The sequence below is a fragment of the Streptomyces sp. AK010 genome (assembly GCF_014207295.1).
GTDB lineage: Bacteria > Actinomycetota > Actinomycetes > Streptomycetales > Streptomycetaceae > Streptomyces > Streptomyces massasporeus.
This window is the reverse complement of record NZ_JACHCX010000065.1, coordinates 1-1832: the sequence shown is the minus strand read 5'-3', so window position 1 is coordinate 1832 and position 1832 is coordinate 1. Positions and strand designations below refer to the sequence as shown.

Annotated in this window: 1 protein-coding gene; it reads right to left on the bottom strand. The window is 68.0% G+C overall.

Features of this window, described 5'->3' with window-relative positions:
- Window positions 1-73: 73 nt before the first annotated feature.
- Complete coding sequence (locus HDC93_RS37560; RefSeq protein WP_185015241.1) at window positions 74-415, bottom strand: hypothetical protein; 342 nt, start codon at window positions 413-415, stop codon at window positions 74-76.
- Window positions 416-1832: the final 1417 nt, after the last annotated feature.

The window sequence follows — 1832 nt, the reverse complement described above, 5'->3', positions numbered from 1 at the left end:
CAGCAGGCATGGATCAACGACCCGGCCAAGCGCAGGGAACCCGCACCACAAACCTCATAGCGTCACGACCGTCTCACTGGACTTGAAATCTTCCGGCCTTCGCGGCGCCGGGAGTGTAGCGTCCGCGCTCCGCTCGGCGGCGTGCGTCCTTTATGACGTGCCATTCCGCGAAGGGGCTGACGATCCGGGACTGGTGTGGGGGCAGGGCTTCGAGGGTGGTTTTCGCCCAGAGCTCGAGCCGGGCGAAGGTCTCGTGGCGTTCGGGGAGGGCTCCGGTCATGACGAGGTGGTGCCGGACGTTGCGTGTGACCGTGGTCTGAGGCAGCCGGTCGAGGAGCCCATGACTGATCTCGGTGTACTCCGTGGTGAGTTCGTCGAGGAGTCCAGCCGCGGCGCTGGTCCGCAGCCAGCTCATGACCGACCAGGGCTTCTCCGCCTGGGTGAGCGCGTCGGCAAGGGGCTGGAACGGTGGGGCGATCGTGCCATCGGGTCCGGCGAGAAGGTGGGTGACTCGGTCGGTGATGGCACAACGGGTGCATCGGCCGTTGGCGTAGATGTCTCCGGGGTAGTCACATTGTCTGCAGGTCGTGTGCAGGTCAGGGCGTCCGCTGCAGGGGCCGCAGAGGTCCCCGCCCTCCGAGGTGTGTCCCGCGGCTATACGGGTGTTGCCGCATTCGACGCAGGTTCGGGGGTTGCGTCGGCGGTGGTGGTAGCAGGTGCTGCAGAGGGCGCCGACCGGGTAGGTCGCGGTCACAGGCTTGGACTTGCCGCAGTCAGCGCAGGTCCTTGGCGTCCGTGGCTGGCAGCTGTGACAGAGGAAGGTGCCGCCTCTGCGAACAGCGCCTCGGCGTTGATGGCCGCACGCCTCACATGTCGCGATGTGGTGGCGCGAGCACGGCTCGCAAATGTCGGGGCTCGTGTCCGTGGCGCGGATCTTGATGGTGGTGGTCTGTCCGCAGATGCCGCATGGTCGCGTCGGCCGTTCGTAGCAGCGGGGGCAGATCGGGCCGGCGTCTGTGATGGTGCTGGCGCGGGCGACGGTGCCGCAGTGGATGCAGGAGCGTTTGGGGCGGGGGCTGCAGGAGGAACAGAGGTTCGTGCCGTCCGGGCGTCGGCTGGTGGGGCGAAGTCGCTGGCAGCGGTCGCACTGACGGTGGTTGGCGGGGTCCTTCTGGAAGCAGGAGCGGCAGACCGGGCCGTCTGCCGTACGGCTGTGGATGCGCGTTTGACGTTCGCATCGGGTGCACTGCTGAAGGCGGTCACGTTCGACGCACCAGTTGCAGAGACGCCCGACGGGCGAGTTGCGAGGCAACGGGTCATCGGTGCGTCCGCAGCGTGCGCAGGCGAGCCTGGTGACGGCGAAGCCTGCCGCGGCCAGTTCCAGCAGGAGCCTGGGAAGAGCTGCCGGGCTGTGAGATATCGGTGCGGTGAGCGCGTCAGGGTGTTCGGCCAGGTGGGCGACCAGAGCTCGGGCGGGCCGAGGCTCCCAGGCGTTGGCTGCTTCCAGGATGCGCTGAGCGTCGCTGGAGGTGAGTTGTGATCCGGCAACGGCCTGGACGTATCGTACCAAGTCGGCTCTGTAGCCTGCCAGTTCGGCTCGGCTGCGACGCACCCGAGAGTTGGCCCGGCTGGGCCGGCTCACTGGGGCGCTCACGTGCCCGGGCGGCGGACGACCGTCCGGCGCGGTTGCGTGGGCGGGGCGACGTCGGAGTCACCGCCAGCGGTCTTGCGGACCTGAGAAGCCGTATTCCTATCGATCACGGGGGCGGTTCTGATCGAACAGGATCCCTTGACGGGTGATCTTGGCCGGTAGGTGCATGAAGGCAGGGCCT

What these genes read in the sequence shown, in the direction of transcription:
- HDC93_RS37560 (WP_185015241.1), bottom strand. Translation starts at nt 415, where the DNA reads ATGAGCTGGCTGCGGACCAGCGCCGCGGCTGGACTCCTCGACGAACTC.